The sequence below is a fragment of the Trinickia sp. genome (assembly GCF_057351765.1).
Map to the genome: position 1 here is coordinate 1 of NZ_JBMRBK010000009.1, position 7,388 is coordinate 7,388.

At 62.4% G+C, this 7,388-nt stretch carries 9 protein-coding genes and 1 other RNA gene; 7 read left to right on the plus strand and 3 right to left on the minus strand.

Features of this window, described 5'->3' with window-relative positions; all coding sequences use genetic code 11:
• The first annotated feature begins 132 nt into the window (after positions 1-132).
• From ompA to ssrA, 4 genes are all read left to right on the plus strand, one after another.
• A complete protein-coding gene (ompA, locus tag ACO1XS_RS01490) occupies positions 133-792 on the plus strand; it encodes an outer membrane protein OmpA (RefSeq protein ID WP_331570516.1) in 660 nt (219 codons plus the stop codon).
• A 188-nt stretch (positions 793-980) separates the two neighbouring features.
• Positions 981-1,688 (plus strand): bifunctional 2-polyprenyl-6-hydroxyphenol methylase/3-demethylubiquinol 3-O-methyltransferase UbiG, encoded by a 708-nt coding sequence (gene ubiG, locus ACO1XS_RS01495; protein WP_486389875.1) that lies wholly within the window; start codon positions 981-983, stop codon positions 1,686-1,688.
• Positions 1,685-2,398 (plus strand): HAD-IA family hydrolase, encoded by a 714-nt coding sequence (locus ACO1XS_RS01500; protein ID WP_486389876.1) that lies wholly within the window; start codon positions 1,685-1,687, stop codon positions 2,396-2,398. Before ubiG ends, ACO1XS_RS01500 begins: the two co-directional genes overlap by 4 nt.
• Positions 2,399-2,498: 100 nt before the next feature.
• Positions 2,499-2,889, plus strand: a transfer-messenger RNA (tmRNA) gene (gene ssrA / locus ACO1XS_RS01505).
• A 112-nt stretch (positions 2,890-3,001) separates the two neighbouring features.
• Here ssrA and ACO1XS_RS01510 read toward each other — a convergent pair.
• A complete protein-coding gene (locus tag ACO1XS_RS01510; RefSeq protein WP_331570510.1) occupies positions 3,002-3,922 on the minus strand; it encodes an alpha/beta fold hydrolase in 921 nt (306 codons plus the stop codon).
• A gap of 160 nt (positions 3,923-4,082) precedes the next feature.
• Between ACO1XS_RS01510 and ACO1XS_RS01515 the strand changes: the two genes are divergently transcribed.
• On the plus strand, positions 4,083-4,580 hold the full coding sequence (locus ACO1XS_RS01515; RefSeq protein ID WP_331570508.1) for a winged helix-turn-helix transcriptional regulator: 498 nt from the start codon (positions 4,083-4,085) through the stop codon (positions 4,578-4,580).
• Between the two features lie 112 nt (positions 4,581-4,692).
• Positions 4,693-5,076 (plus strand): hypothetical protein, encoded by a 384-nt coding sequence (locus ACO1XS_RS01520; protein ID WP_331570506.1) that lies wholly within the window; start codon positions 4,693-4,695, stop codon positions 5,074-5,076.
• A gap of 28 nt (positions 5,077-5,104) precedes the next feature.
• Here the strand turns inward: ACO1XS_RS01520 and ACO1XS_RS01525 are convergent, their stop codons facing one another.
• Together ACO1XS_RS01525 and ACO1XS_RS01530 are read right to left on the minus strand one after the other, a co-directional pair.
• Complete coding sequence (locus ACO1XS_RS01525; protein WP_331570504.1) at positions 5,105-5,377, minus strand: hypothetical protein; 273 nt, start codon at positions 5,375-5,377, stop codon at positions 5,105-5,107.
• Between the two features lie 175 nt (positions 5,378-5,552).
• Complete coding sequence (locus ACO1XS_RS01530) at positions 5,553-6,641, minus strand: substrate-binding domain-containing protein (RefSeq protein WP_331570502.1); 1,089 nt, start codon at positions 6,639-6,641, stop codon at positions 5,553-5,555.
• A gap of 132 nt (positions 6,642-6,773) precedes the next feature.
• Between ACO1XS_RS01530 and ACO1XS_RS01535 the strand changes: the two genes are divergently transcribed.
• The gene (locus tag ACO1XS_RS01535; RefSeq protein ID WP_486389877.1) at positions 6,774-7,304 is read left to right on the plus strand and encodes an NAD(P)H-dependent oxidoreductase subunit E; all 531 of its coding nucleotides are present in this window, start codon (positions 6,774-6,776) and stop codon (positions 7,302-7,304) included.
• Positions 7,305-7,388: the final 84 nt, after the last annotated feature.

Below are 7,388 nucleotides of genomic sequence, written 5' to 3' on the forward strand. Positions count from 1 at the left end.
CTGCTCGAAGTGTCCGCATGGCGTGGCGTTTTTTGTGCCGCACCAATGTTATACTTCGAGCAATGTATGACTTGTCTTCGTCATCCAGGCTCGCAGTAAACCTGCGGTAATCTCAAATTCGAGAGGAGAAATATGAATAAACTTTCAAAGCTCGCGTTCATTGCAGCTACCGCAGTTATGGCTGCATCCGCTTCGGCACAGTCGGTGCCGGCGTCGCGACAAGCCACGAATGACAACTGGGTCAACGGCACCGGTGAATACGTGTGGATGAACGGCACGAACGAGCTTTGCTGGCGCGATGCATTCTGGACGCCCGCAACGGCGAATGCCAAGTGCGACGGCGCTCTCGTCGCCCAGGCCCCGACGCCGCCGGCTCCCCCGGCCCCGGCAGCTCCGGCCATCACGAGCCAGAAGGTCACGTATCAGGCCGACACGCTGTTCGACTTCGACAAGGCCGTCCTGAAGCCGTCTGGTAAGCAGGCGCTCGACGATCTGGCCTCGAAGATTCAAGGCATGAACACGGAAGTCGTCGTTGCAACGGGCTACACGGACCGCATCGGTTCGGACAAGTACAACGACCGCCTGTCGCTGCGCCGTGCGCAAGCCGTGAAGGCCTACTTGGTCAGCAAGGGTGTTCCGGCGAACAAGATCTACACGGAAGGCAAGGGCAAGCGCAATCCGGTCAAGGACTGCGCAGGCAAGAAGGTCACGGCAAGCCTCAAGGCCTGCCTCGCACCGAACCGCCGCGTGGAAGTCGAAGTGGTCGGCACGCAGCAAACGAACGCTCAGTAAAACAGCGTCCGCTGCAGCCTCAAAAAACCCCGCTTCGGCGGGGTTTTTTTCTGCTCGGCGCGCGGATTCGACCCATCGCCGCGCCGGCGACTTTTAACGCCGCACCGGGCCCGATATACTCGGCCCTAGCCCGTGTGCGTCTATTTATATTGTTACCCTCTATTAATATTGTTACCGCTCGATACGCCATGACCAACGCCGATCCCCACGAATTGCAGAAATTCAGCGATCTTGCTCATCGCTGGTGGGATCCGAATGCAGAGTTCAAGCCGCTGCACGAGTTGAATCCCGTGCGGCTCGCCTGGATCGACTCCCATGCGCACCTACCCGGCAAACGCGTGCTCGATGTCGGTTGCGGCGGTGGCATCCTGTCCGAATCGATGGCAGGCCTCGGGGCCCAGGTCAAAGGCATCGATCTTTCGTCGCAGGCGCTTGGCGTAGCCGATCTGCACAGCCTCGAGAGCGGCATTACCGTCGAGTACGAGGAAATCGCCGCGGAGGCCCTGGCGGCACGCGAACCGGGCACCTTCGATGTCGTCACGTGCATGGAGATGCTCGAACACGTGCCCGATCCGGCTGCCATCGTGAAGGCGTGCGCCATGCTCGTGAAGCCGGGCGGATGGGTGTTCTTCTCGACGCTCAACCGCAGCATCAAGTCATATCTGTTCGCCGTCATCGGCGCGGAATATATCGCTCAAATGCTGCCCAAGGGCACGCACGATTACGCACGCTTCATCCGCCCTTCCGAACTCGCCGCATTCGCGCGCGCGGCCAACCTCGACGCTGCCGAGGTGAAAGGCATCACGTATCGGCCGCTTGGCAAGCATTTCATGCTCTCCGACGACACGAGCGTCAATTATCTTCTTGCCTGCCGCCGGGCGAAGGTGGACGCATGAGTCAGCCGACGCCCCAACCCGAACTGACCGACGGCATCGCATCGATCGGCTTGTGCCGCGGCGTGCTGTTCGATCTCGACGGTACGCTGGCCGACACGGCGCCCGATCTCGTTGCTGCCGTCAACAAGATGCGCGCGGACCGGGGCCTCGACATGGTGCCGCTCGACACGCTGCGGCCGCTGGCCTCGGCCGGTGCGCGCGGCTTGATCGGCGGCGCATTCGGCATCGGCCCGGAGGATCACGGGTACGCGTCGATGCGCGAGGAGTTTCTCGCCAATTACGAAGCGGACCTTTGCATCGAAACGACGCTCTTTCCCGGCATCGGCGAATTGCTGGACGTCCTCGATGCGCGCAACGTGCGCTGGGGCATCGTCACGAACAAAGTCGGCCGATTGACGATGCCTCTCGTCGAGCAGCTCGGACTTGCCTCGCGCGCAGCATGTGTCGTCTCCGGTGATACGACCCCTCATTCGAAGCCGCACCCTGCCCCCCTGCTCCATGCGGCTGAAAGCCTCGCGATGCGTCCCGAGCGGATCGTTTATATCGGTGACGATCTGCGTGACGTGCAAGCGGGGTTCGCGGCGGGCATGATCACGGTGGCGGCGGCCTACGGGTATTGCGGCACCGATCTGCCGCCGGCGATGTGGCACGCGCAGCACATCGTCGATTCGCCGCAACAGTTGCAGCAGTTGCTGCACGAGCTGCGATGAAGGCCCGGCCGGGGCGCCCGCCGAGTCGACAGCACAGCGCTTGAAATGCGGCGAAGCCGCACCATCTTGTGTTCTGTGGGATAATCCCACCCTACACACAGGGGCCGACCTGGTTTCGACGTGGGTAATGAAGCAGTTCAGGGCATACCGAGGACCCGTCACCTCGTAAATCAATGGGAATTAAGTAACTGCGAACGATCTTTCGAAGCGCTTCGGCGCGGCGTCTAACGACGCTCTCGCACTGCAGGCCGCCTAAAACCGGTCTCCCTCGCACTGGCTCGCTGATGGGTCAGGGTCGCAAGACCAGCGAGGTCTCTTACGTCAGCTAATCCTTGGTGGTGTCACGCTGCCAGGGCCGAAAATCAAGTGACTCGCCGTAACGAAGCGTGTTCGTCCGCGTCGGTGCGGTTAAATCAAATGACTGAACTAAGTATGTAGAACTGGCTGTGGACTATTTGCGGACGCGGGTTCGATTCCCGCCGGCTCCACCAATACCGAAGGTTCGGATGATCTCCGAACCTTTTTCTTTTCAGAGACCGTCGCCCGGTCAGGCATCGCGACCCCGAGATCTTGCCCGACATGCGCGACGCGGGCGGGAGTCCATCAGGTCCGCTCGAGGAAGGAACGGACGCTTGCAGTGATCGCTCGCGGCGCATCCTCTAGACTGTAGTGCCCCACACCTTCGAGCTCGTGTATCGGCGCCGCCGGAAAAAGCTCGCTAAAGAGCGGCAGAAAATGATCGGCGTGCAACGTGCGATCGGCGATTCCCCAAATGGCCAGGGCCGGCATCGCCGAAATGGCGCGACGCGCGGCCGTGTCGGGCACCTCGAAACGGTGCGCGCCGATGGCGAACCCTTTGGCCCACCCGATTGCTCCCGCACAATCGGCGGGCGTTGCGAAACGGCCGCCGTAGGCGCGCAGCCAGGCGTCGGTTATCACACCATGATCCTCGAATCCGTTCAGCTTCAATGTACTCAGAATGTTGAAGCCGAGCTCACGTAGTACGGCATCGAGGCGCCCCTGGGACTCGGCTTTGATGACCCATTGAAACCACGGCGAAACAGCGGTGTTAGCGCGTAATCGTTCGGCGAGCGTCGCCTGTCCGAACGGCGTCGGCGCGTTCACGCTGACGATTCGCCGAATGCGGTCCGGGTGGCGCGACGCTAAGCCCATCCCGACGGGCCCACCGAAATCATGCATGACCAGCGTGATCTCGCGCAGGTCCATCGCCAGGACGAAACGCTCCAGATTGTCGATGTGGTCCTGCAGCCAATAGTCGCGCAACGGCGGGGTGCTACTCCTGCCAAACCCCATATGATCCGGCACGACGACGCGATAAGCGCCGCGCAACGCTGCAATGAGCGCTCTGAATAGGAATCCCCAGGTCGGCTCGCCATGCAGGCAAAGCACAACCTGCCCATCGGGCGGTCCCTCGTCCACATAGTGCATTTGAAAGCCCGGCGCTTCATGGAAGTGCGGTGCATAGGGGTACATTCCGTCGAACGTATCAACGAATCGATTCATGAAACGCCTCCTCCGGATGGGACATGGTCGTTTTCAGCCAAATAGTTTCAATATGAAACCGTTGCGTTATATCCCACTCGGTTTTATATTGCAACCATACGAGTGAATTTAACCGCCGGTGTTGGTCCGGCGAACGGGTTTCAGGCTGGAAGACAGGACTATGGTCAAACGAACGACTCACGCCGATTCGCTGTGTGGAGTGGCCCGACCGCTCGATGCCATCGGCGACTGGTGGTCCTTGCTCATCATTCGCGACGCTTTCGACGGCCTGCGCCGTTTCGGCGAATTTCAGCGAAGCTTGGGACTCGCAAAAAACATTCTGTCGGTCCGGCTGCGCAATCTGGTGACCCACGGCATTCTGCATATGGGGCCCGCCTCGGACGGAAGCGCCCATCGAGAATATGTCCTCACCGAGAAAGGACGCGGGCTGTTTCCGCTGCTTGTCGCGCTGCGGCAATGGGGCGACGAGTTTTTCTTCGAGCCGCAAGAGGCGCATGCGGTGCTCGTCGAGAAAAAGACCGGCGCCCCTATCCCGAAGCTCGAGATCCGGGCTCGGAGTGGGCACACGTTGGCGCCCGAAGACACGATCGTCATGGGCCCCTCAACGGAAGCCACGAAAAAACGAAGCGGGACAGCAGGCACGGCGAGCAGCAGATGACCTGGTTTTTGGCCTTTTTTCGGCGAATTCTTTGCATCGATCGGCGGTTAGACTAACGTTGCCCCGTCGGAGACCTCGGTCTCGCCGTCTTTTCGCTCCTAACCGCGTTCACATGACCAAAATTTTTGCCGCCCTGGCCGCATTGCCGCTTCTCGGATTGGCCGCTTGCGGCTCTTCTCCCACCGCTTCGAACAATGCCGGCCTGTCGCCCGCGACAGCCGCCCGTGCGTCGGATTCCGCGATGGCCTTCACCTCGCACCGCTCGCCGAGCTCGATCACGAGCTGTCTCTCGAGCCGGATGCGCGGCGTGCACCGCGCCAGCTCCGGCACTGCCACCGAACTCGTCATCGGCAACGGTGCGCGCGCCAACGCGTGGCGCATCACGCTCGCGCCCGCCGGGGCCGGCAGCGCCGTCAACGTGCACAAGCCGTCGTCAGACGACGGCTCCGTGTCCGAACCCGAGCTTCGATATCACATCGCGCGTTGCGTCGTATGACGCTTGCCGCCCTCTTGCGCGGGAACGCTCACTGATCCTGCGGACATTGGAGGTTGCAGCCGTCCGGGTCGCCGTTGTCGCCGCGTTTGCGCCGTTGCGAACGGCCATTCTGAAACTTCTTGTTGCGCGCCGCGGATTCCGATGCCGCAAATTGCAGTTGCGGATGCTCCTGCAAACGGAATTCGTCGTTGAGGATGCCGCCCGGCACGCCGGGCGAAATCTGTGCGAACGCAACCGATGTTGCAGCGCATAACGCGCCGATGGACATGACGCACGCAGTGAATTGGATAAGCCGTTTCATATCGCTTGCCGCGCTCGACGGCGCGTAGATCGATCGGATGAAAGAAGGCTGCAAGCGTACCGCGAAACCGACTCACTGTGCAGCGACGCGCGTTACCGCGGTAATACCGGGCCGCGGCAACGGCCGATCCAGCGGCGTGCGTGAAGGCTGGCACCGCCCGATGACGGGCGTCGCATCAACCGGCGATGTGGGCCCCGCCCCGCAAGCCGTTTTGAATGTCGACGAGCGAGCCGCACTCCGCCGGGTCGTAGCCTTCCAGGTGCGATACGCCGAGCCGAAACGTGTCGCTGCGCAGCACCGCCAGCGCGGCGGCCAGCGGCCCCGCTGACAGCCGCGCTCGCTCGCAGGCGAAGTAATAGTCTTCATCGACGATCGGCACGAAGTCGAGACCGAAATGATGCGCCGCGGGTGCCACGCCAAAGCCGACGTCCGCCATACCGCTCGCGACGAACGCCGCAATCGCGGTATGCGTGAGTTCGGTCGAGGCGTAGCCGTTGATGCGCTCCGGATCGACGCCGACACGACGCAATTCAAGATCGATCAAGAGCCGTGTTCCGGAACCTGGCTGCCGGTTGACGAAGCGCACATCGGCGCGGGCGAGGTCGTCGAGCCCGCGGACCTGCTTCGGATTGCCCTTTTGCAGGAAGAGCCCTTGTTTGCGCCGGGTCAAATAGATGAGGACATGCCGGCGCGGGTCGAGCCAGCGCCGATAAATGTCTGCACAAAGCTCCCGAAACGCGCCGCGCGGCAAATGAAAGCCCGCAAAGTCGCATTCCCCACGCGCCAGCGCCGCGACGGCTTCCGCGCTCTCGCGATATTTGATGTCGACGGAGCCGGCTTCGCGGGTTTGCAGCGCCGTGACGAGCGCCGCCACCGCATAACCGTGCGACGCATGGATGCGTACCATCGCACTGCGCCCCAATTGGCGACCAAGCTCCTCGGCAATCTCGCTCGCGAGCCCCTGCATCGGGGCATCGAGCCGCTCCGCGCACAGGCGCTGCGCGCGCACGACCGCATGGCCCAGACTCGAGAGCGCCGAGCCCTTGCCGCGCTCTTTCGCAATCAGGTCGCCGCCGAGGCGCGCCTCGAAAAGGCGCAGCAATCCCCACGCATGGCGGTACGACAGCCGGCTTTGCTCGGCGGCCTGCGCAATGCTGCCCGTCTCGTCGACGAGCGCCAGCAGCGGCACGATATCGGTCAGGCTCGCCTCGCGGCCCGCGCTGTCGCGCACGATCAATTCAGCGACGCATTTGATATCAATCATTTATGTCGTCCAATTTCCTATTGCACTTCGTATTGACCGCGCCTATCGTTCGATCATAACTGGAAAACGTCGAGCATATATGTGCGCCATATGAGTATCAAGTACATATATGCGGGCTGGAAGGAGACCCACTTGGAATATGCAAGCCCCCCGGCGCCGGATGAGCTCGTCCGCCGGCATTGGAAGCCGGGCGTGTCGCTCCTCGCGGTGCTGCACGCGATACAGGACGAAGCCGGTTTCATCCCGCCCGAAGTGGTGACGCCACTGGCGCGGGCGATGAACCTCTCGCGCGCCGAAGTGCATGGCGTGCTGACGTACTACCACCATTTCCGCACGAGCGCGCCGCCGCGCGTGGGCGTGGCACTGTGCCGGGCCGAATCGTGCCGCAGCATGGGCACCGAAGCGCTGGCCGCGCATATCGAAGCACGCACCGGTTGCCGCTTCGATGCCAAGCATGCCGACGGCACGAATCACGGCCACACTGCCGAAGGCGAGCCGGTCGAACTCGAATCGGTCTACTGCCTGGGCCAATGCGCGCTGTCGCCGGCCATGACGATCAACGGCACGCTGCACGCGAAGGTGACGCCGGCCAAGTTCGATGCGCTGTTCGAGGCGGCCTGCACGCAGGCCGGCATCGAGCCCGCTCATAAGGAGTCCGTATGAATTCGCAGGCCGGGACACCCCCGTCGGCGGTGCGCATCTTCGTGCCGCGCGATTCGTCGGCGCTCGCGCTGGGCGCCGATGCAC